Source organism: Pseudoalteromonas luteoviolacea (assembly GCF_021654285.1).
GTDB lineage: Bacteria > Pseudomonadota > Gammaproteobacteria > Enterobacterales > Alteromonadaceae > Pseudoalteromonas > Pseudoalteromonas luteoviolacea_J.
In genome coordinates, this window is record NZ_JAKFZS010000052.1 from 1 (window position 1) to 23,578 (window position 23,578).

Here is a 23,578-nt window from a genome sequence, read left to right on the forward strand (position 1 = left end):
GTATTTATAACATAACTGCACCTCAGCATCTTTCAAAGCAGAAACAAACCACTCAAAATTGCTCAATGCATGTTGAATTCGGGTAACATTGCTCCATGATAAAGCTTTTTGATCATGCATTAATCTAAATAAAGGCACGGTATTTAAACCGATTAGGTTTTTTAAATTTAGGATGTGTAGACTCGTAGCTCATAAGGGACGCTGAATAACAGTTAAGCCCGGATATATTCAAAGCAACACTTTATTGCACGTGGTTAATCATCAAAATGCGTCTAGTAGGGAATAAAATAACGATAACGAGGCAATAAAAACTGCCCCGATAGACTTACTCTACATGACTTAAAGGGAGTGTCTATATATGTCATGTTTATTCTATTCGTTTCTTACGTCACCAATAGAAAAGTGCCCCATACGGATGGAGATAAACCAGTACAGACCCAGAAAATAGAGACTCTCCAGTAGGCTTTATTCCTTGGGTAGCCTAGCATTAATACTATCCAACAGATAATTGAAATATAAATAACAGCACCGTTTCTGCAGAAGCTAGAAAGAATACCTAAAAACAACCCTAGATACACCAATTATCACCCAGTAATACCATACTCTAATTACCATAAGCATCATCACTCAAAAGCTGTTGTACACTTGTTCGTCCTTGTTCAATTCCGTAGGGTACATCGCCCACGCCAGCAAGAATTCGAGGAGGTGCAAGTACAATTCCTGTCACCATTCTACCAGTCATGTGTCGTATGCTATGCACACTTGTGTTTGCAGATGCATGGTCGGCCACTTGCAGTACACCTTCGTGCAAAAGACTCGGGTCATCATATAAGGATTTGATAGCCAAATCCATGATATGCACCTTTCCCTTCAAAGTTAACGTTGTCCCCTAATGTCGCTGCATTTTTAAGCGTCAGTTTCAATATTATGGTTAATCGAGCCTGAGAGATTGGCATTATCAACTCAACGATGGAAGAGTCTGGCCTATTTATAGACTTCATCAGACGTAATACTGAAAAATCCATCAGATAGAGATTGAGATGACTCTTTTCGATCGCAGTAATAGAGGCAACTCTCCAGAACTAAAAATAGTAATAGAGCACCTAAATAAATTTCGAACAACCAGCCATCGAACAACCTTATAACCTCATCTAAACTTGTTATACTAATGTTTCTAACCTGGTCGTATGTGCTGATAAAGCTGGTCATGACAAATTGACTTTATGGTCATACAACTATGGCTTTTCTGGTCCTATCGGACGATATTTACAGTAAAGTAATAATTTGACCAAAATAGTTAGCTATGGATTGAAGGTAGGTTGAAAAAAGTTAAGTCATTAGTGATTTTAAATGGTGTGACATTCATATGGGAGACGTAGTGTCTCCCTTAGACGCTAAATATGTTTTAGCACTGGCAAGCCCAGTATCTATTGCCTGTCTCAGATTCACGCGGTGGGCAACGAAGCGTGTAACCTGCACCAGCAACATTTGGTGTTGCGTTTGCGTCTAGGTTTTTATCTTTACTTAACTGCTTTAGTTGTTGCTTTTTAATTGCAAGTTTCATTGTCTATTTCCTTATCTAAAATAGTTGTTTAGCCATATATACAGCTTACATTGATAAAGCTTGTTGCAAGCCTATTAATATTAATAGCATTGCTTTGTAACTTATTACAAGAAGATAAATGAATAAAACTCAATCGCAAAGAATACGTTTAAAAGTACTAGGTTGAAATTGTTTTTTTAATACTTTGATTTTAAATCTTATTTTATATTTTATTTCTTTTAGGGCGCTGATTATTTTTATAAAAATTTTTTTAAATTTTGCCCATCAATGGTAAATTTCACTTGGAAAAAGTAAGCATTTTATTTACTAGGCTTTAGGAGATCGCTTTTGGTTGACGAGCTACCTAATCGTAAGGTAGCGGACGTCAGGACATTGAAGAATAAAAGGCTATCCATTGGCTCTGCGGAGCAAAGTTCATCGTATTAAAAGCCTTCAATGATTTATATTTTCAAAATCTACTAGTCTTTAGAGCGCATGATCTATTCTAAAGCTGATGTCCGATGGCCTTATTCACAACAGCTAAAATTTCTTGCTTGGTTGACGGCTTTAAAATGTAGCCATCCAACCCATGTTCAGCCCACTTCTTCACTAGTTGTTTGTTTTTATTGCCTGTTAGCGCGATAACTGGTGTTTTTATATTCTTTCCGACATTTCTAATATGTTTGGTGGTATTTAGTCCGTCTAAATTTGGTAAAAATAAGTCCATAACTATCAAATCATATTGTGTAAGTTTGATTTTTTTTATCGCTGCTAGCCCATCATCCACTTGTTCAATTTCGTAGCCTACATTACTCAAAACGTCACTTATCATTTCTCGATATATGTGATTGTCCTCGACTAGTAAAATTGAGTGTTGAGGGCTTGATCCGTTGTTTAGAAAGTTATTACTTGTTGTCACTTCATTTTGGATAGACTGTCTTGACTGCAAGGGTTGTTGCAATTGACTTATCAGTTGTGAGTTCAAGTTTTGCGACTGTTTAAGTCCGTCAACCAAGCCCATGAGTTTTTCTGATATTGAAGACTCTAGGGCATTTAAAAGTGGCTGAATATGTGACTCATTAAGCTCTGACATTAGTTGTTTATGCATACTGTCAGGTAGTTGTGCCAGTATATTTTGGTTGATGGAATTGACCTCTTCTTTATGTTTATTAATTTCATCCACAAGAGATGTTTTATAACCTAAGCCAGTTTCTATCAGGTCGTTTAACTCTTCGTTTTGATTCTGAACAATAGCGTCTAATGACTCAATATATGTATCTGTATTTGCAAATTGCTTGAGTCCATCGTAGACAATCAGTTGTAATCTAAATTTTTCATATAGTGGTTGGTACACAAAATAGCTATCAAATAGGTTTTTTAAACAGCATTTAAAAGCAACTCCTGATTCTTTATTGCTGCAAAGCAAAACACTATAGTGGTTCTTAATCAGTCTATTTTCTTTAATTAACAAATTATATAAGCAGATACTTTTTTTGACGTCAGATAGTGCAAATAAAAGAACTTTCGGTGCTAGCTGTTGTATATCATCTAAAGCAGTTTTTCTGACTATTAAGCATCTAAAATCATCGGTTTGCTCTGCAATGAGTTCAGCTACCCCCTGTACATCGTCTTCTCTGTGGGCCAAAAGTAAAACCGATGGGTGTCGTTTAGCTATCCGGTTGTTACTTGCCATGGCTCAGCTCCTTTTTAATTTCCCCAAACTCGCCATTTAATTTGATAATGACTTGTTTAATCGCAGGCTTGTTCTGATCTAAACTATAGTTTTCAATGGTTTCGAGAAAATACGCGCAACGTTCTGCGCCAACTGCTCGTGCTGACGTTTTAAGGTAATGCGCTTGGCTTTTTAACTCTTTAAAGTCGCTGATGTTAAAAGATTTAACTATGCCCTTTAGTACGACAGACGCTTGCTTTAAAAACTCGACGTGGAACTTGGTGATCTTAGCTGGTTCATTGCCAACCAATTCAATAATGGTATTTTTATTTAGTGTTTTTAATTCATTAAGTTGAGTGTTCATACCAACGCTCCATAATAGATTTTATGTCGTTTAGCCTGATGGGTTTACATAAAAAGTCATTCATACCTATCGAGGTGCATAAGTCCCTTTCTCCCTGCATCACAGCCCCAGTTACTGCGATTATTGGGACTGGCGGCTGATCTGTTTTTGCTTCTTCAGTTCTTATCTGTTTAGTCATTTCATACCCGTCAACTTTAGGCATATGACAGTCAGTTAAGATGAGCCTATATGTACCACTATGCCAAAAGTTGAACCCTTCAGCGCCGTTGTTGGCAACATCACAAGATAGACCCAATTTAGCTAGTTGGCTCTTTATTAGCTTTTGATTGAATGGGTTGTCCTCTACTAAGAGAATGTCATGTATGTCGTATTCTGCTGCCGACGGATTATCTTCCTCAATTATAGAGGCTTCGATAGAGTCATCAGTATCAAAATCTAAGGAAAAGTCTTCAATCAGAAGTTGGTCTTGCTGCTGGGCATTAATTTGTTTTTCTAAGAGTCTGAGCGTGATAGGCTGGTTGGCAAATACTGCTAAAAATGGTGCTGATAACGCAATTAGCTCAACCAGTGAACTGTCAGAATAGACAATAACCTTGTTGATTGCACAAAGCGTCTCGATATGCTCTAAAAACATGTCTAAATCGTTTGTAAGTACTACGTTATGTGATACGTCTGCACTAGACATGTGGTTGTTTTCTAGATTTATTATGTTGGTGTGAAAGGCTGATTGCAGCAATGTGAGTATATGCTGGTTTTTATCTGATAGTTTACCAATTATATAGCAATTGAGTGGACTTTTATCTTCGATATTATTCTCTGTTAGTTCAAGCCAAAAAGGGGCAGTTACCGTAAATTTACTGCCAACACCAAGCTTGCTTTCGACACAAATTTTTCCACCCATTAGATCGATAAGTTTGCCACAAATTGATAGGCCTAAGCCTGTTCCTCCAAACTTTCTCGTGGTTGATTTCTCCGCTTGTGTAAATGGCGTAAATAGTTTCTGAATTGTATCACTGCTCATGCCAACACCAGTATCAGACACACTTACACTGATTTCGCTTTGGTAGATATTAAGTTTGTTGATATGCGTCTCAACATTAATTTTCTTGATTGGGACTGAGTCGCAGTGTGTGAACTTAACAGCGTTACTCAAAATATTGAGTAAAATTTGCAAAAATCGACTTTCATCTCCTTTTAAAATGAGAGAGTCAGCAGGCGATTCAAAAATACTAAGTTCAATGCCTTTTTCTTTGGCTGTTGCACTGAATGTGTTAACTAGGTTTGAGATAACAGAAGACAAATTAAATTTGACGGTTTCAAGCTCAAGTTTGCCGGCTTCAATTTTATTTAAATCGAGTAAGTCATTCAAAATGGTAATTAAGTGGTTTGCAGAAGTCGACGCTGTTTCGACTAAGTCTTTAGGCTCACTAGAGAGAGGGCAGTGAGAGAGCAAATCTAAAGCACCAATAATGCCATTGAGTGGAGTTCGTAACTCATGACTTATCATGGATAAAAATTCAGATTTTATTCGATTTGCTTGCTCAGCTTTTTGGAGCGTATTATGTAACTCGGCTGTTCTATCATTTACTCTGGTCTCTAGCTCTGAATTCAATTTTTTAAGCGCTAATTGTGTTGTGTGAATCTCAGTTTGGTCGACACAAACGCCGTCTATACGACAATATTCTCCTTTATAGTTTTTACCTACGCGGCCTTGGGCGAAGACGTAAATAACTTCACCGCTTTTGAGAATGCTTCGATAGTGTTGTTTAAATTCAACACCCGTCCGCAGGCTATCTTCTAGGGCGGCTTGAACGCGTGGCTTGTCTTCTGGATGGAGCAATTCAACCCACTTATTTAAATCCCCAATGTCCTCTGGAGAAAGTTTGAAAATGGTGTTTGCCAACATATCCCATTTCCAAAGCCACTGATGTCCTGATTTCGTTGCTCGCCAGGTGCCAATTTTTCCTGCTTCTATGGCAAGCTGTTTGCTTTCATCTGCATCGTTTAGAGCGATGACAGTTGTTTTCTCAACGGTACAGTCTTGTAATGTGCCATTGATCCATTGCCCGTTTGACTTATGAATGCAACTTCCTTTTAGTCCAAACCAAAACTGTTGACCTGATAGCTTAAGCCTAAACTCAAATTGTAATGGCACACCAAATTGAACATGGTTTTCGAAGAAAAGTGGAAATAATGCCCGATCATCACAGTGAACAAGTGATAATAACTTTCGCCAAGTAAGTTTAATGTTTGGGGAGATCCCCAGTATTCGCTTTGAAATATCTGAAAGGTATATCGTTTTTGTTTCGATGTTGTAGTGCCAGACCCCAATGTTTGAACTACTGATTGCATCCACTAAAAAGCCTAAATGTTCGGTATTGTTTTTTTGCTCTTGTAGTAAAAAGCAATAGCCATCTTGACAGTTATAACGGTTCAAAATAATGCGATGAGACTGATATGAGCCAATTGACAGATCATCAGTTACGGTTTCAATTTCGAATATTTCTTTAAGGTCTAAGCCTGTAAGTTTCTTCTTGTTTAACAGTTCAGTTGCAGCTTGACTGACAAATCTAATGTGTAAGTTGAGATCAGTAATTATGTGGGGAGTGTTACTGTCCATGCTGTCCTTGCCGCTTAAACGCTATCATTGTTAATTTTAAATATAGCAGCAATCCAATACATGACAGATTTATGTTAGCTTATATAGTAACACTTGCCCTTTTCGGCTAATTATAGAAGCAGTAAAAAGTAGCTAATCAGAGTGATTTACTTTTGAATGGTTGAAAAGAGGCAGCTAGTTACTGCCTCTGAAGGGGAACTATGTTGTTATTAACCTTTTGAAGGAGAGTAACTTGGTGGTCTATTCTCGATAGCCTGACCAAAGCTTTTATTAGGTACGTCGCTCAGTGTAAAGTCTAATGTGACAGACTTATTTATATATGCTTCGTTAATCCAGCTATTTAAGCTAGGTTTACCATTCACACGTAGCGAGTTGATGTAGATATTATCGTTTGATGCTTCTGGCGCACGAATGGTTAAATTACCAATTTTTGCAGATGTAAACTGCGGGCTTGATAGCACTAAATCGGCACGTCCAGGGTATTTTGGATAAATACCTAAACTACTAAATACGTACCAAGATGACATTTGACCCAAATCGTCTTGCCCTGGGATCCCATCTGGTGCATCAAGCCATAATTGCTTCATTGTCTCGCGAACAGTTTGCTGTGTTTTATATGCATCGCCCGTATGAAGGTACATCCAAGGTGACAAAATGGAAGGTTGGTTTGATACATCGGCATATTCAGCTGAATCACGATAAAGTACCCAAGATCCGTCTGGCTTTTTGAAGTGTGCATCTAGTCTCTGGCTCGTGGCTGTTTCACCGCCGAGAATTTGAACAAGCCCTGCACCGTCGTGTGGTATCATCCATAAGTACTGAGCAGGACTACCTTCCACGAATAAGTGGCCTGAGAATGCATCAAATTCACTTTTCCAGCTGCCGTCTTGATTACGACCTTGAATATATCCCAATGTTTCAGTTGCGCTCGGATTATAAATGTTTCTCCAATAACCTGCTTCATCTACAAATCGTTTTGAGTCTTCATCTTTACCCAAGCGTTTAGCCAATTGCGCCAAAGAAAAATAACTCGATGCTTGTTCTAGTGTTTCTGAAGCGCCCTCCCAGCTATTAGACTGGTCTGAAATGTAACCAATTTCCTGCCATTGATCCAAAGACGGCTTTTGACCACGGCAGAATACCGGGCAACCTACATCTGACAAGTCGAACTCAGTAGGTATTATTGCCGCTTTTCTGAGTGAATTGTATGCACCGTTTACATCAAAGTCTTTGGCACCGAAGGCAACAAAATTTGCGATGGCAATTGTTGAAGGGTCACCGCTCATGACGCCAGTTGGGCCGGCGTTGTGTGTCCAGCGATCCCAAATACCATTAAATTGATTCGCCTGATTGTATAGTGACTGTGCTATATCGCTGCCTCTTGTTTTGTCTAGTAAGGTGACAAGCTGAAGCTGTGAGCGATACACGTCCCAGCCAGAGAAGTTCGCATATTGTACCGTTTGGTTGGTACTTATACTATGTACCTTCTGGTCAAAGCCCATGTACTCGCCGTTTACATCAGAAAAAACATTTGGATGGAATAAGCTGTGGTAAAGCGCTGTGTAAAATACTCTTAATTTACTTGTGTCCTGTGACTCAACTTTAACTTTTGACAGCTCATTTTCCCAGGCAGTTTGTGAGTTGGCTTTTAGTTGAGCAAATGTCTGTTTCCCCTGCTCTTTTGCTAGGTTTTCTCTGGCATTGTCCAAGCTAACGTAGGAGATCCCCACGCGCATTTGTACTGTATCACCGTTGTTAATCCCAAGATCTACCCATACACCAGAGCCTTTACCAATGTCTGGCCAGCCATTATCTCCATAGCCCATACCGCCTTTCGACGAATCAGCACCTTGCTTAACTTGACTATCTTTCCAGGCACCTGAGCCAGTGATGGGTTTATCAAGCTTCGCAACAAAATGCAGTGTGTAGTAATCTCGTTGATTATACTCTCCAAGGTAACCGCAAAAATTACCTGATGTAACATAACCTGTGATTTCACCGCGTTCGGCGTCTACTTTTGCATAAGCATCACCGCTGCCAAGCTGCGAATAGGCGGTTCTAAACAACAGTTTTGCATTGTCTGATTGCTCAAAAGTAAAGTTTGCAATGCCCGTTCGAGTCGTTGCCGCTAATTTGACATTAACGCCGTTATCAAGGCCGACTTGGTAATATCCAGGGATGGCGGTCTCGTCATCATGGCTAAATCCAGCGCTGTAATACGCGTTGATTGGATCTGTTGCAGGCGAAAACGTAATATCTTTTGTGAATGGCATGACAGGAATGTCGCCTGATGCACCTAGGCACCCTGTTCCTGATAATCGAGTAAATGAAAACCCTTTCACGCGACTTGCTTGATAGTTATACCCGCCTGGTGAGACCGGTACTCGCTTTTTTTCCTCAAGTATTTTTTTCGAAATGCCTTCAGACTCAGCCATTAAGTCATCGGTATAGGCATGTTCTGGACCAAAATTAAACATACCAAAGGGAACCACTGCACCGGGTGTTACGTTACCAGCTTGACGGTGATTATACGGGCCTTTGGTACCTATTAATGGGTTAACATAATTTACGACATCAGTGACGTATTTGGCTTTCTTTTCTTTTTCAACTGAAATTTGAGACTCATTTTTCCCCGAACTACATGCAGTAAGCACAGCTAAACTGAGTGGTAAAAGGATATGATTCTTGCTTTTTTTAATATGATTCATGATGAACTCTAATTTAGAACGTTCCAATAATTTAATATGATGAAAAACGAATTTCTTAAGAAGATGCCACCTTTTGATTGTAATGTAAAATTTCGATGCGTTAGTTTACGTTTTTTTAGCGATGATTTACATGACTCTTGTTTTTTAGCCCCTTTGTAACATAGGTAGATGCGCATACTAGTTAAGTAAGTTTTATTATTTTGACTTTTTAAAGTCTTGATAGGTGAAATCTTAATTTTTTGATTGATATGTTTGGTTGTACCCAGGTGTATACCTAGGTACAAGGGTGTGAGTTGGGTGCTTAATTATTGTTTAAGTTTATAGACCCGTTTCGTAATGTGCATTTGCAACATTGGTATCTTGCCAAGTCCCATCAGTATACATAATACGTGCCCATGCTCTATTTGGACCATAAGCAAATACAGTTACATCACAAGATTGGCCGCCACTACATTTAGCAACACCATACCATTTAACTGAATGGATCTGTTTTGTTACATTTTTTAAGTAAAAACGTCCTCTAGTTGTATAGCCATGTGTCCTGTCATAGCCTTCACAATTTGGAGTGCCGGTTTTCCACATTGGTCCCCCATTTTTGGAATAAACAGCGCAAACTAGTTCTGCAGAAAAAGCTGAACTTGCAAACATGGCCCCCGCTATTAATGTTAATGACCTTATTGTTTTTTTCATTTTTTATTTCCTTTTAACTAATTTTATAGCACGCCTTGAACGGCGCTTTTTCATACTAGTGTTAGGGAAAATAACTGGTCAATATTGATTCTTAAAAGCCTTGAAAAAGTAACTTTTAGGTTATATTTAAGTGTTAATAAATGGCGCCGATTAATATTTTTCAAATTATTGCTATTTATTGTGCTATATCGATTTTTGTAATTCTTATGAAATTTAAAATGGCTAAATATGTTGGTTGTAATTTCAACTTAAATTCAGGTTTTTTATATATAGTATTCTGATTTATATGGTTATATTTATGATTCTGGTCTTTAGCTGATGTAAAGCTGTGGATGTTTTGATGGTCAAAGTTAAGTTCTTCTTTGTGTTTTAAGATGTACACTTTTCCCACATGAATTTCGTTTCTTACCCGAGGGGACATGATCGTTTTGATTAATTGGAAGCTTATTTTATTAATCTCGCGTTTTCATGTTCGTTGTTAAGTTGTTATCAGACGATTATTTCGAAAAGAAAAGCCGTTTTGTATCGTTTCTTTCCCTAATACTGATAGTCAAAGCCATTAAAGTTCACTATAACAGCTCAAAACCATACAAATTTGTATATCTGAAATCTAAGCCTATGCGTTAAACTTAGTAAAAAGCATCAAAAGATAGATAAATGAACATACTGCTTGTTGAAGATGATTTAGATACTGCCGCTTTTATTGAAAAGGGATTGGTGCAACACGGAGAGCTTGTCAAACATGTTGCGACTGCGCAAGAAGGTTTGCTCGTCGCATCCTCAACAGAGTTTGATGCAATCATATTCGATCGATTACTGCCAAATATGGACGGACTAGATGCTGTTAAAGTGCTCAGAGCGAGCGGTATTATTACTCCGATACTTATGCTTACTGCGCTTGGTGAGACCGTCGACAGAGTGAATGGCTTAAATGCAGGTGCAGATGATTATTTGGTAAAGCCATTTGATTTTTCAGAGCTCTACGCAAGGCTTAAAGCCATAACTAGACGAAAACCTATTTCACAAACTGAGCTATCATTGAGCCTGGGAGATTTGGTGTTAGAAAGAACGAGTCGAAGAGTGACAAGAGCAGGCCGACAGATAGAGTTAAATACCAAAGAGTATCAAATTCTTGAATTTCTCATGCAAAGTCCTGGTCAGTTGGTAACTAAAACAATGTTACTTGAAAAGGTTTGGGGTTTTAGTTTTGATCCAAAAACGAGTTTGGTTCAAACTCATGTAAGTCGGCTAAGAAATAAAATTGATAAACCGTTTAGTTTTGAACTCATCAAAACTGTGCGTGGCTGCGGATACATTATCTCTGATGAATAACTTACTCTCGAGAACAATACTTTTAAGGTCATTACTTATTAGTATTACCAGTTCAGCAGGTTTTATTACCCTTTTCTATATTGTTTCATTATCTTACCTGACTAACCTTTCTTCTGAACAGCAACATGAGTTAGTTGATTATATTGAAGAGGTTCAATCTTTCTATGACGATGATGGTCTTCAAAGTATGCTGACGGAATTAGATTTAGAGTCAAAACCTTTTTGGAACAAAAATCAGAGTATTGAGAGGTTATCTGATCATGAAGCCATTTTCTCTATTACTCGAGGAAATACGCTTTTGGTAGGTAGTGAGGTAGATATTCCCTTTGAAGCTAAACCCACATGGAGTTATTTAGATTTTGATAATGGACATGAAATTAAAGTTTTAGCGTATTCAAAAGTCTTAGAGGGTACATTGCTGCTAAAGGTAGCGCAGCCGAGGAGTTACGAGACTGAACTGGCATCAGATGTGCTAATTAATGTTGGCATGTTAAGCTCTTTTTTAATATTCATTATGGCATTTTTAATTAGCTATTTTGCAAATTTTCGAAGCCAGCGAACATTACTAGACATAAAAAAACAAATGCATGTTATTGCAAACTCTCCGGACTCATCACGATTGTCTGTTGAATCTAAATCTGCAATGCTTAGGCAGCTTGCAAGTTACACTAATGAAATGCTAGACAAGATAAGCGCATTGCATGGCACGACTAAAACGATGTCCACGGGTATAGCTCACGATTTGAAAACCCCCCTCTCAAGAGTTGTAAATCGTTTGCAAAGCATGCGTCAGGATAACGGTGATACCCAAGCGATTGAGTTACATATAAATAGAGCCAGCCAAGATCTTAACGCTGTCATTTCTACATTTAATAACCTTGTTCGACTTAGTGCTATCGAATCAGGTAAACATAAACAGAACTTTGAGCTATTTAATTTATCAGAGCTGGTTAACGATCTAGCGCTTAGTTACGATCCAGTTTTTGAAGATTCTGGCAGGAAGCTAAGTCACTCTACTGTTGATAACGTTATTTGCTTTGGCGACACTGATTTATTAAATCAACTGCTCTGTAATTTGTTAGAAAATGCGCTTGAATATAGTAGCGCAGACGCGAATGTTTGGATCAGACTGCAAAGCCATACGAGTGGTGCATTATTGCAAGTTGGAGATGATGGGCCTGGCATTCACTCAGATGACCAACCACATGTGTTTGAGCGCTTTTTTCGCGCTGATGTAAGTAGGTCTAAACCGGGGAATGGCTTAGGTCTGAGTATCGTTAAAGCGATTTGTGATGTACATGATGCTAAATTGGCTTTGCTACCAAATCAAACTGGTGCCGTTTTTAATATAGAAATACCGGTTTCAAGCTCATAATTGTGATCCATACAATTTTGTATGGTAAATGTATGTGCGTTGTAACACACAAATTTGCTACTTACTCTAAACTTAGTCTAATCATGTAGTGAACATAGGCTAAGTTATGAATCGATATATAAGAATAAAAGAGATATTAATTACGTTTATTATCATTTGCTTATCAGGTTGTGGTGGAAGTGGTTCTGAACAAAGCTCAACTACTAACAATCAAAGCCAGCAAACAAACCAAGTAAATAATAATAACTCAAATAATCCCGATGATGACAACAACGTTGTCGCAGAGCCAAATGATAATGTTGATTCATTAGGCAATTCATCAGGCAATGGTGATGTTGATCAAACCCCTACGCTAACGGACACAACGTTCTCTTCACAATCGAAGGTTTCGAGGTTTTTGCAGCAAGCAACTTTTGGTGCTACGCCTACATTGTTATCTGAATTGGAAAACAAGAGCGCTTCAGAGTGGTATTTAAGCCAGCTCAAAGTGACACCAAGTTTGATTTTACCAAGTGTTGAAGCGCAAGCCCCCAGTGATCCTGAAGATGATTTTAATCTGTTTTACATTGAACAAACGAGTTTTGCATTTTGGAGAAATAGTATAGCTGCACCTGATCAGCTAAGACAGCGTGCTGCCTTTGCGTTATCTGAAATCTTAGTTGTTTCAAATGGCGGTGGTGAAGTCTTAACTGATGTCCCAGAAGCAGTTGCTGCCTACCAAGACATTCTTATTAATAATGCGTTTGGAAATTATCGAACGTTATTAGAACACGTAACTTATTCTCCTGCAATGGGTCACTATTTGACTTATATGGGGAGTCAGAAAGGTAATGACGAAACGGGAAGAATGCCTGATGAAAACTATGCTCGAGAGCTACTTCAGCTATTTACATTAGGTGTTGTTGCGTTAAATAAAGACGGCAGTGAACAACTAGATTCAAATGGCAATACGATTGAACTTTATGATAATTCAGATATTACTGGTTTAGCGCGTGTTTTCACTGGTCTAAATTTAAATGAGGATGATCCTGAGGAATTTTTAGGTAAACGGTTTAGTGTGCCAATGGCAGTATTTGCAGATTCACATTCTGAAAAAGAAAAATCATTTTTGGGGCATACAATAGCAGCCGGTACAGATGCATCGACATCAATCTCTCAGGCACTAGACCATATCTTTAATCACCAAAATTTAGCACCATTTGTTACTAAACAGCTCATACAAAGATTGATCACATCTAATCCGAGTCCTGATTACGTCCAGCGTGTCGTGACGGCGTTTGAGTCAGGTAATTTTACTTTGCCAGATGGTCGCGAAGTTGGTGCAAACCAACGTGGAGATCTTAGCGCGACATTCGCTGCGATTCTTTTTGATCAAGAAGCAAGAGTGCCTAACCTACAAACAGGTGGAAAAATTCGTGAACCTATTCTTAGATTTACGCAGTGGGCTCGGGCATTTGAACTAACGAATATTACCCCGGAGTTTGTGCCGCAATTGTGGGACACCAGCGCCACCGCAGACCTTGCTCAGCACCCCTATCGCTCCCCTAGTGTCTTTAATTTTTTTCGTCCTGGATATAAAGCACCAGGCAGTGTCACTGCTGCAAATGACTTAGTTTCGCCAGAGCATCAGATTAGCAATGCTAGCTCTATACCGGGATACATTAACTTCATGACGTATTTTATTACCGCTCAACAACAGGAAGCTGACCTAGAAGAGCTTAAAGAAGAGTTTGATGAAATAGGTACCGATCTTAATTTAGAACAAGCATTATTAAGTTTTAAACCTAATTATGAACCACTACTGAGTGTGGCAAATGATCCGACTGCGCTCATCGAACAACTCAATCTTCTGCTATGTGCGAATCAGTTAAGTGATCAAACACAACAAAATATTCGGCAAGTGATCGGCTCGATAGGAGAGGATGAAGAAGATGGCTTTCTAGATCGAGTACATTTGTCCATTTTAATGGTCATGTCATCTCCTGATTATCTTGTTCAAAAATAGAGGGCTAATAACGATGAACAGACGAAACTTTATTAAAACAGCAAGTGCAAGTGTTGTTGCCTCTTCCATCATGAATATGGGTCAAGTATTGGCAAATACTCAAGTCGACTCAAATGAATATCGTGCATTGGTTTGTGTGTTTTTATTTGGCGGGATGGACAACCACGACACCATTATCCCCTATGACGCACAAAGTTATAACAAGTGGGCGAGTATCAGGCAGTCACTTTTGAATCAGTATGCCACTAAACGCGAAATAAGCGCTTTACTACCGATTAACACGCCAAGCAGGTTTGGCTCTCGACAATTTGCTTTGCCTCCAGAAATGCCGTCGATTGCTGGGCTTTATCAGCAAGGCAAATTATCCGTTGTCGGCAACGTTGGTCCTTTGCTAGAAAACGTGAATGCCACCAGCATTCGGAACGAGACAGCCAATCTGCCTTCGCGATTGTTTTCTCACAACGATCAGCAAAGTACGTGGATGTCTGGCAAAGCTGAAGGTGCGCAGTATGGTTGGGCAGGAAAATTTTATGATGCGCTTATAAACCAAGGGAGTGCCAAATCTAATACATTTTCTGCAGTCACCACTGCTGGTGGAGAGCTTCTACTGACTGGAACGAATACAACTCCGTATCATGTAACAGATGGCAAAGCTGCGACAATACAAGCTTTGGAGTTCTTTGAAGGCAATGACGCGGTTGACGCACACTTTAGCGCACTAGGTCACCAAACCAATAATTTACTCGAACAAGACCTCGCTTCGAAAATTGGTCAGTCTTTTGAAGCAAACAAAATGTTTAACCAAGCTATTTCATCTCAAACAACAAGTGTTGGAGAGTTTCCCAAAACTGGGTTAGGCCGTCAGCTAGAGTCTGTTGCTAGGACATTGTCTGTGCGAGAGCAGTTAGGGACAAATAGACAGATTTTTGTTGTGTCGATGGGTGGTTTTGATACGCATTCAGGTCAAGCGCAGAGTTTACCTAAATTGCAAAGTGCATTAGATGGCGCCCTTGGTGCATTTAATAGTGCGATGGAAAGTATGGGGCTGAGCAATAATGTAACCTTATTCACAGCATCTGATTTTGGACGCACCTTAGCAATTAATGGAGACGGCACAGATCATGGTTGGGGTGCGCATCACTTTGTAATGGGCGGTGCAATCAATGGTGGTACCGTATTTGGTGATATTCCTCCCGCTGAGCTGAATCATGAGTTGGATGCGGGCAGTGGCCGATTGATCCCAACAATGTCTGTTGATCAGTATGGCGCGGCATTAGGTCAATGGTTAGGGATTTCAGATTCTGAACTTGCGCAAGTTTTTCCAAACTTAAACAACTTTGGTGCGAGCCCTGCTTTGTTTGCGTAACAATATTTGTAGAAAGGTATATGCGTCGTTTGGACAAGATTATTAAACGACGCAGCTATACTTAAGTAAAATATTACTGGTTTATGAAGATGATGACAGTCGACAGCGGCAGCTTATATCTAATTTTAATCATACTCCTTATCTGTATTTGCTTTATATACGGGAATCGGTATAAATCAAAACTTAAGAAGCAACCACCTAAACAAAATGTTAAGGATAATAAGTAGATAGTTAACGATTAAGAACTTAGTACTTTGATTTAGTACAGCGTTTTTATCTTTTTTAGTTGTCTTAACGAAATTTTTTGTGTTCAAAGTATGTGTATTTACTCACACATATCCTTTTTGAAGGATATTTATTTTGTTAACTAGACTCTCATTTAGACACATGTGATTTAAGATTACTGCTTTATTTAATGGTTTGAATCGTTTTACGAATATTTTCACGAAGAAACTTATATCGTTAGCGATTTTTTGACTATCTTTTAGGGTAAGGAACAATTATTGGCCACCTTTTAGTGATTGGCATTAGGTTTACGCCCTGGAGAAATAAATGAATTTGCTAAAACGCTTATCCATTTTACAACTGACCGTTATTAGCTCTCTCGCCCTGATTCTTTTTATTTTTATCTTACTTGCAAAAGTGGCAACTCAGTATTGGCATGATTACACCTCTACAACGCAAGATATTGAATACATCAAACTATTAGATGCTATAGAAAAGATTGCTCACCATCATGCGGTCGAGCGTGGTTTGTCAGCAGGTTACTTGGGTAATCCAACCGCAGACGAAAAAAGACTTGTGTCAGCTCAACGTACAAAAGCCGACAACGCAGAAAAAGTCGTGCGAGATTTATACTCAGGGCAGTTTAGGGATGACGAAAAAGTTAAAAAATGGCTCCCTTTTCTATTTAAAGAATTGAATGAAAAGCCTTCAATCAGGCGTGAAGTTGACAACCAAAATAGCAAAAATGCATTTAAGTATTATAGCCATTTAAATCAGATAGCCATTGATACAGCAACGCGTATGCAAGCTTATATTAGTAATAGAGATCTGGCATCTAAACTGTCCATCGGATTTTTACTCGCCAAAAGTAAAGAGCGTAAAGGACAACTTAGAGGGAAAGTGAATGGCGTACTTGCTAAACAGCGGATCAATTCGCAAATAAGAGGTGAACTAACCTATTACCAGACTCAACTTGCTATTTTGAAGGAGCAATTAGAGACGTCTTTAGAAGGTGCGCAGCTTGAGGAATATCAAAGGGCCATGTCTGACTCCAGCGCCAGAGAGCTTGATAGAGTCATTAATTATTTAATTGAAGAAGATAATCCAGATTTTTCTACACTGATGTCGAGTAGTGATTGGTTTCCAAAAGCAACCAACCAAATTGTTGCGGTAAAAAAGATTCTAGACAAACAATGGCTTAAAACGGTCGATCACAGCACTGCTGTCAAAAGTGACCTTGTTAGTCAAAGCTGGTTTATTACGGTATCGTTCATCCTAGCAATGAGCGTGATTGCAGTCATAAACATGCATTTGGTCACATCACTCAAGCATGAGTTGTACCATTTAACTGGCATCTTAGAAAAAGTTGCTAATGAAGGTGATTTGACCCTGGATGTGCGATTGAAAACCAGTGACGAGCTTGGACAAATATCCGAGTCTATTCATAACACAGTATATGCATTCAAAGATCTACTATTAGGGCTCTCAAAGTCAATTAATGTCGGTACAGACTTAGGTGAGAAAATGGACAAGGCAGCAAGCCATGTGAACGAAGATGCTCAGCGCACACAATCAATGGCATCGAGTATTGCTGCTGCGATTGAAGAAATGGCCGCAACTAGTGAAGAGATTGCACGTTCTGCTTCAGACACCTTGGCTGCAAGCGATCAATTAAATAACGAATCACAAAAACTACTTGAGGACAATCAACGAAACTTAGACGCCATGAATGCCCTATCTGAACATATGGATATGGTTAACGAGATGGCTGCGAAAATGGAAAAGCAAGTTGCTGAGATCAACACTATTTTAGATTCAATTCGAAGTGTTGCAGATCAAACAAATTTACTGGCGCTTAATGCTGCAATTGAGGCTGCGAGAGCTGGTGAGCATGGAAGAGGTTTTGCGGTTGTTGCAGACGAAGTACGTGGACTTGCTAATAACAGTAAGGAGTCGTCAGAGCAAATATCTTCGCTACTTAGTAATTTAAACGAAATCAGTCAAAGTGTTGTTAACGCCATCAAAGAGAATACTCAACTTGCTAGCGAGATAATGAGCGAAGTTGAGGAAACACGCCTTGTTTCTATGCAAGTTAGTGAACACAGTAATAATGTTGAACAACTTACCACATCAGTTGCAACTGCTGCGCAGCAACAGTCAACAGTTGCACAAGATATTTCGACCAATACATCGGCTGTATTAGAAGCGGCTAACGATGAACTTGAAACATCCATTGCGCTTAAAGCACTTTTTGAGGACATGAAGTTGAACAGTGATACGCTGCAAAGAACGATGGATAATTTTAAGATTGACTAGCGCTCAATTCGCTTTTGAAATTTTAGGCTTTTGATATGTAGTTGGTTAAAGGCCTTTTCTATCTTAAGCCCCCTACTAATAAAATTAATTCTTATTCTCAATTATTTTATGTAAACACTTTAATTGGGTTAAGTAAAATGATAGTGTTGCTACATTATCACATAACAATATGGTTTTATGAGCGTTAATTCAGAAGTAAGTGTCCCTGCCACAAGCACTAAATACCTCATTGATGACTCCGCGAGCATCCTTTCAAAAATTTATGAGCCAGATACGGCTTTAACTTGTTTTTGCAGCCCTGCAAACTGGGCTAAAAGTAATGCTGCAATTCATTATGTTAAAAAGGCATCAGATAACTATTTTCAGTATCAGGGTGCAATTGAGAGCGAGTTGTTTGAACGGGTGAAGAGTTTATTTTCTGCTACAACGCATGGTGATTTACTTTTTGAACATATCGAGTTAATGCTGTTGATGTTTCAAGAGCTATTTGAGCCGAAAGAGATTGGTCTGCGGATATTGCCATGCACTTATTCATTGAGCCCAGCTTTTCATTTTCAAAACGGTGTTGTAAAAATGATGTCGACACTAGGTGGCTCTGGAGAGAGGTGGATTGAAAAAGAGTATGTGAAATATCATCCTTTAGAAAAAAATCAGCTTGCGCCAGCAATAAAGGAACCCAGAGAGTGTGATGTTAATACACTTTGCAATGGTGATATAGCCCTTGTTAAGGGGAAAAACTGGCAAGATCAAGAACACAATGCGGTAGTTTGTTCATCCCCTGCTTTTGATACCAATGAATCAAAACTTTGTATTTATATTGATTATTTGAGCTAACTTGATTTGAGAATACTTAATGAAAGAAGAGAGAGCCTCTTCTTTCAAATGTTACTTCTATTTATTTTGCTTGGCCTGTCCAGCTCCAACCCGGATACAATTTACCATTTACGTTCGCATTGTTCCCTATAATGATAGACAGTGGCTTATCTACCGCTTTCCAGTTGTATGCTTTTGAATGCTCGAGTTCAAAAACCACATTGCCCCAGAGTGAATATGGCCCAGCTATCGTTGACTCTTTGTAGGCTGCAAAGTGGCTTTGGCCGCCCATCATGATTTCACCGGCTCGACTTTTGTTATTTATCTCTGCTGCGCCTTTACTCCAAATCATCAATTGACTGATGTTACTTTTATTGTCAGCTAAAAAATAGCCATTCCCCGCCACTTGAACAGATTTAAAGTGATTGCTATCAGTCGACTGCCCTGCAGACGTATCGTAGATTTCTAGCCTCATTTGATCTGTGTGCTTGTTAAATTCAACATATGAGCTGCCGTATACGCCAATAGAGTTACCAGACATATTTTTAAAGTATGCAGTGCTGTTGTCTGTAACCGAAAATTGCAAAAATGCAGCATCTTCAGCAGATTTTGCATTCGTGGTAACGTGGTCAAATTTTACCAAACTATTTGCTTTCAACTCAACGGCAGACATATGATTTGGTACATCAATATTGATATTTTTGAGCACAAAATCACTAGCTTCCACTAAGACGGCGCTTTTTTGAGTATATTCTTGATTATGCCGAACTCGAATTGACCCTGTACGCCCTTCGTCATTTTGAATTTCGAAATGGCTTTGCACTATGCTAATCGGGCCATTACATACACCAGAAACTGTAAATTGAACTGATTTGGCTAAATAGGCTTTTTCCACCGCTTGACTAAGTGCAGTTGGATCTTCATTACAATCAATATTTAGATCAAGACGTTTGATAATTTCAGTGTCACCAATAGAATTATTACCTCCTAACTCATGTGAATACACGTGCTGACTAGTCATTAACCCCAGAGGTAATAATGCTAATTTAATCAATTGATTAGTTTTCATTTAATCGTCCTTATATCAAATTTACTTTACATGTTGTTGTACAACTAATACTTACTATTAGTTGTTATTCAAAGCTTGTTTCTAAGCTGTATCCATATTGAATCGATACCGCTTTTCTGCAGCAGCTTTTAAGTTAGTCAAATTGTTTGACTATTAGACATTAACGTAAGAAAGCTTTTTAGGTCAAAATTTAATCGATAACTGAGGTGTAATAATTGTTATAAGGTATCATAAATCATTTTATTCATGATTCTGAAATATTAGATTAGATAGAGTTGTATAGAATAGGTATGTTCTGACAGATTTTTTGTAAATAACTTTTCAGGTACCGGTTGACATTATTTGTTAGCCATCATTAAAACTCAACGCTAAGTTGAATTAATTGCTTAGTAACAGCTTCAATAAAATCAAATTTTACATTAAAAAATCACATTAATATTACAATTGAAATATTTTTCATATAAAGTTGCATCCTTAATTACTAAATAATTCATTAAAAAACACGGTAAACGGAAATAACTATGTTCAAAAAATCCCTAATTGCTTCTGCGATTGCATGCTTCTTAATACCTGCTCATGCCGAAGTGCTCATATCTGAATATGTTGAAGGCAGCAGCTATAACAAAGCGATAGAAATCTATAACAACAATGAGACTGAAGTCGATTTAAGTAACTATCGTTTGCAGTTTTATTTCAATGGTAATACAACAGCAGGTACGAGTATTTCATTGGAAGGAATGCTCGCAGGTAAGCAAACACATGTTTTAGTGCATGCAAGGGCGAGTGAAGAACTACGTGTAAAAGCACAACAACAAAAAGATGGCAGCTGGTTTAATGGCGACGATGCGATTGTTTTGACTAACAATGGTGTTGCTGTTGATAGCATTGGGCAGATAGGCTTTGATCCTGGCTCTTCTTGGAGTGATCAAGGTGTTTCAACAAAAGATAAAACACTGATCCGCTTTGCATCAGTAGCGACTGGCGATGTAGTAGCAGATGACGAGTTTGTTCCTTCTGTTCAGTGGGAAGCGCTTCCTAAAGATGATTTTTCTAATATCGGGTTGCATAACTCGACTGATCCAACTGAGCCACCAGCGCTTGAATGTGATGTAGACAACACATTGATCTCTACGATACAGGGTGAAGGTGCACAAAGCCCATTAGTAGGTGAACAAGTTGAGATACAAGGTATCGTTACAGCCTCTTTAGTAGGTGATGACCAAATGAAGGGCTTCTTCATCCAAGAAGAGACGTTGGATCAGGATGATAACCCGCTTACGTCAGAAGGTATATTTGTTGCTCATCAATATCTTTCTATCGTCGAAGGTCAAGTATTGAAACTTGCAGGCACAGTCAGAGAGTCATATGGCCAAACTCAAATCAGTAGCGTTACTGGCTTTGTTTTTTGTGGCACTGATGCGGTGACTAGCACAGATATCACGATTCCAGCTGAGTTAGGCCTTGAAGCCTATGAGGGCATGTTTGTAAACATCACAAATGAACTCGTTGTAAACGATACATATGGCTTAAAGCGATACGGTGAAGTTAAACTCGGTTCTGAGCGTTTATTCCAAGGCACTCAAGTAGCACTGCCTGGTGAAGCGGCTAATGAAATCGAGCGCCTAAATATAACGAAAGAAATTACACTTGATGACGGGTCATCACAACAAAATCCAGAGGTGATCCCCTACCCTTCACCAGAATTGGATGCATACAATACGCTGCGTCTTGGAGATAAGGTATCAAATATTGAAGGTGTAATGGGTTATGGATTCTCGCAATACCGCATTCATCCTACGGTTACACCGAACTTCATCTCATATAATTCTAGAACAGACGCGCCTCAAATCGAAAAGCAAGGAAACTTGAGGCTGGCGAGTATGAATGTTCTGAACTTTTTTAATGGCGATGGTTTAGGTGGCGGATTCCCAACTGAACGCGGCGCAGACTCGGTTGAAGAATTTGAGCGCCAAAAAGCCAAACTTATCTCTGCCATTATTAAGCTAGATGCAGATGTTATTGGTTTACTAGAATTGGAAAATGATGGTTTTGGCGAGAATTCAGCCATTGCAGAGTTAGCAAACGTGTTAACTAATGCTGATAGCAACAACACTTATGGTTACGTTGATTTTGGTACTGATAATGTGGGTACTGATGCCATCATGTCAGGGATTATTTACCGTACCAACAAGGTGAAGCAAGTCGGTACGCCAGCATTTACAGACGCAGTTCCGTTTGACTATGGTAATAGACCGCCCGTCGTGCAAAGCTTTGAGGATATATCTACGACAGATGTATTCAACGTTGTTGTAGCGCATTTACGTTCTAAAGGAAGCTGTAGTAAGGCGGAAGGTCTAGATCAAGATCAAAATGATGGTCAAGGCTGCTGGAACCAAACACGTGTTACGGCTGTTAACGAGCTTCATGCGTGGCTATCTAGCAATCCTACGTCTGTTGCGGATGAAGATACGGTTATATTAGGTGATTTTAATGCTTATAACATGGAAGACCCAATTAGTCAGATGATAACTAATGGCTACGTTAATTTACGTAATGAGATTAATGGTGATGCTACAAGCTATTCTTATGTTTTCAAGGGCCGTTTGGGTAGTCTTGACCATGCTTTTGCAAGCGATTCTATGACGCAAAAAGTAGTTGGTGTGGCGGATTGGCATATTAATGCAGATGAACCTGTTGCGCTCGATTACAATACTGAATACAAATCAGACAAGCATCAACAGTCTTTATACGCCGAACATGCCTACCGTTCATCAGATCATGATCCAATTGTTATCGACATACAAACGCAAGACCCTTACCCTGTTATTGAAGGCACAATTGATAACATTTACGGTTGGTTTTGGTGGCAGCGCACTTCTATTGAAGTACCAGAGGGTTACAACAATCTGGAGGTAACAATTGAAGGTCAAGGAGAAGCAGATTTATACCTAAGACATAAACGTAAGCCAAGGTTTCACAAGTTTGATTGTCGTCCATACCTATGGGGTAGTAACGAGAAATGTATTATTAATGATGTAGAAGCAGGTATTTGGCATATAGGCTTAAGGGGCTTTTTGCCTTATCGCAATGTAACGTTGAATTATAAAATTGTTCGTAACTAAATTTCTAAATGCTATAAGTAAAGTTATTCAACGATAAACTTGTATCTCATCAAATAAACCTGATAGCCCTCTAAATTATCACCGTTCAATAGAGGGCTATTGTTACCATTTCATTTTCAAGAGTTCCCCGCGATTTAACTAACTTGCGCATTACTGAGGTCTAATCCTGATATGCACTCAGAATCCTATTAGTGATTAGTTTGTAGTAGCTTAAAATTATGAAAACAACAAGTGAATGAAGTTTGACCTGATAGGGGCATAAATGAATTTAGATGTTGATTTAAGCTTGCTCAGTCTATTTTTTTTAAAATTTTAAATTGTTTAATTAATTGAGTTTACGTGAGGCAGTAATGGGGCC

General features: G+C 38.8%; 15 protein-coding genes. 7 read left to right on the plus strand and 8 right to left on the minus strand.

Features of this window, described 5'->3' with window-relative positions:
- Positions 1-604: 604 nt before the first annotated feature.
- The 7 genes from L1077_RS26080 to L1077_RS26110 form a co-directional block, all read right to left on the minus strand.
- Entirely contained in the window at positions 605-853 is a 249-nt protein-coding gene (locus tag L1077_RS26080) for a hypothetical protein (RefSeq protein WP_237139689.1), read from the minus strand.
- Between the two features lie 552 nt (positions 854-1,405).
- Positions 1,406-1,564 (minus strand): hypothetical protein, encoded by a 159-nt coding sequence (locus tag L1077_RS26085; protein WP_211037473.1) that lies wholly within the window; start codon positions 1,562-1,564, stop codon positions 1,406-1,408.
- Between the two features lie 484 nt (positions 1,565-2,048).
- On the minus strand, positions 2,049-3,236 hold the full coding sequence (locus tag L1077_RS26090; RefSeq protein ID WP_237139690.1) for a response regulator: 1,188 nt from the start codon (positions 3,234-3,236) through the stop codon (positions 2,049-2,051).
- A complete protein-coding gene (locus L1077_RS26095; protein WP_237139691.1) occupies positions 3,226-3,579 on the minus strand; it encodes an Hpt domain-containing protein in 354 nt (117 codons plus the stop codon). Before L1077_RS26095 ends, L1077_RS26090 begins: the two co-directional genes overlap by 11 nt.
- A complete protein-coding gene (locus L1077_RS26100) occupies positions 3,563-6,199 on the minus strand; it encodes an ATP-binding protein (protein WP_237139692.1) in 2,637 nt (878 codons plus the stop codon). Before L1077_RS26100 ends, L1077_RS26095 begins: the two co-directional genes overlap by 17 nt.
- A gap of 209 nt (positions 6,200-6,408) precedes the next feature.
- Positions 6,409-8,907, minus strand: coding sequence for a GH92 family glycosyl hydrolase (locus L1077_RS26105; protein ID WP_237139693.1), 2,499 nt, complete (start codon positions 8,905-8,907; stop codon positions 6,409-6,411).
- A 318-nt stretch (positions 8,908-9,225) separates the two neighbouring features.
- A complete protein-coding gene (locus tag L1077_RS26110) occupies positions 9,226-9,597 on the minus strand; it encodes a hypothetical protein (RefSeq protein ID WP_237139694.1) in 372 nt (123 codons plus the stop codon).
- A 657-nt stretch (positions 9,598-10,254) separates the two neighbouring features.
- Between L1077_RS26110 and L1077_RS26115 the strand changes: the two genes are divergently transcribed.
- From L1077_RS26115 to L1077_RS26140, 6 genes are all read left to right on the plus strand, one after another.
- A complete protein-coding gene (locus tag L1077_RS26115; protein ID WP_237139695.1) occupies positions 10,255-10,929 on the plus strand; it encodes a response regulator transcription factor in 675 nt (224 codons plus the stop codon).
- A complete protein-coding gene (locus tag L1077_RS26120) occupies positions 10,922-12,304 on the plus strand; it encodes a sensor histidine kinase (protein ID WP_237139696.1) in 1,383 nt (460 codons plus the stop codon). The genes L1077_RS26115 and L1077_RS26120 overlap by 8 nt, the downstream gene beginning before the upstream one ends.
- A gap of 106 nt (positions 12,305-12,410) precedes the next feature.
- On the plus strand, positions 12,411-14,309 hold the full coding sequence (locus L1077_RS26125; RefSeq protein WP_237139697.1) for a DUF1800 domain-containing protein: 1,899 nt from the start codon (positions 12,411-12,413) through the stop codon (positions 14,307-14,309).
- A 13-nt stretch (positions 14,310-14,322) separates the two neighbouring features.
- Positions 14,323-15,675 carry a DUF1501 domain-containing protein gene (locus L1077_RS26130; RefSeq protein WP_237139698.1) on the plus strand — a complete coding sequence of 451 codons (1,353 nt, stop codon included), beginning with the start codon at positions 14,323-14,325 and terminating at the stop codon, positions 15,673-15,675.
- Between the two features lie 552 nt (positions 15,676-16,227).
- Positions 16,228-18,216, plus strand: a complete 1,989-nt coding sequence (locus tag L1077_RS26135; RefSeq protein ID WP_237139699.1) for a methyl-accepting chemotaxis protein — start codon at positions 16,228-16,230, stop codon at positions 18,214-18,216.
- A gap of 177 nt (positions 18,217-18,393) precedes the next feature.
- On the plus strand, positions 18,394-19,050 hold the full coding sequence (locus tag L1077_RS26140) for a DUF1826 domain-containing protein (RefSeq protein ID WP_237139700.1): 657 nt from the start codon (positions 18,394-18,396) through the stop codon (positions 19,048-19,050).
- Between the two features lie 61 nt (positions 19,051-19,111).
- Here L1077_RS26140 and L1077_RS26145 read toward each other — a convergent pair whose 3' ends face one another.
- Positions 19,112-20,098, minus strand: coding sequence for a hypothetical protein (locus tag L1077_RS26145; protein ID WP_237139701.1), 987 nt, complete (start codon positions 20,096-20,098; stop codon positions 19,112-19,114).
- A 521-nt stretch (positions 20,099-20,619) separates the two neighbouring features.
- On the opposite strand from L1077_RS26145, the gene L1077_RS26150 reads away from it, so the two are divergent.
- The gene (locus L1077_RS26150) at positions 20,620-23,220 is read left to right on the plus strand and encodes an ExeM/NucH family extracellular endonuclease (RefSeq protein ID WP_237139702.1); all 2,601 of its coding nucleotides are present in this window, start codon (positions 20,620-20,622) and stop codon (positions 23,218-23,220) included.
- The last annotated feature ends 358 nt before the right edge of the window (positions 23,221-23,578 follow it).